The 373-nt window shown below is 58.2% G+C and carries 1 pseudogene; it reads right to left on the bottom strand.

Annotated features, from left to right (window positions below):
* Positions 1 to 373, bottom strand: a pseudogene (locus tag A3730_RS31545) (hypothetical protein); the annotation flags it as partial.

The following is a 373-nucleotide window of genomic DNA, read 5'->3' as shown; positions in this document are numbered from 1 at the left end:
CGCTTTGCACCCGTTTGCTGGTGGTCACCGCCACGGTATCGGGGTTATCCGCTTCACTGACCGAGACCGCAAAGTTGGAACGCCAGCGATCACTCCAGTGATGGCGCAACGCCAGCACACCGCTCCATTGATCGATCAGCTCGATACTGCCATCCGCCTCAATCTGGCCTGAGCGGAATGCGTTGAGCGTGGTGTAACGGCCCAGCGCATTACCATAGTTCGCCTGGAAACGAATATCGTCCATGGCGCCCAGCATGACGCGACCAGCAACGGCAAGACCGTAACCGTATTTGTCTTCCTCATAGGGGACGGCGGCCACAGTATCTTGATACTTCAGTTGTCGCCCCATGGCCGACAGGCTCACATTGCCCCA

The organism is Alcanivorax sp. HI0044 (assembly GCF_001634945.1).
This window is presented reverse-complemented; position numbering and strand designations above follow the sequence as displayed.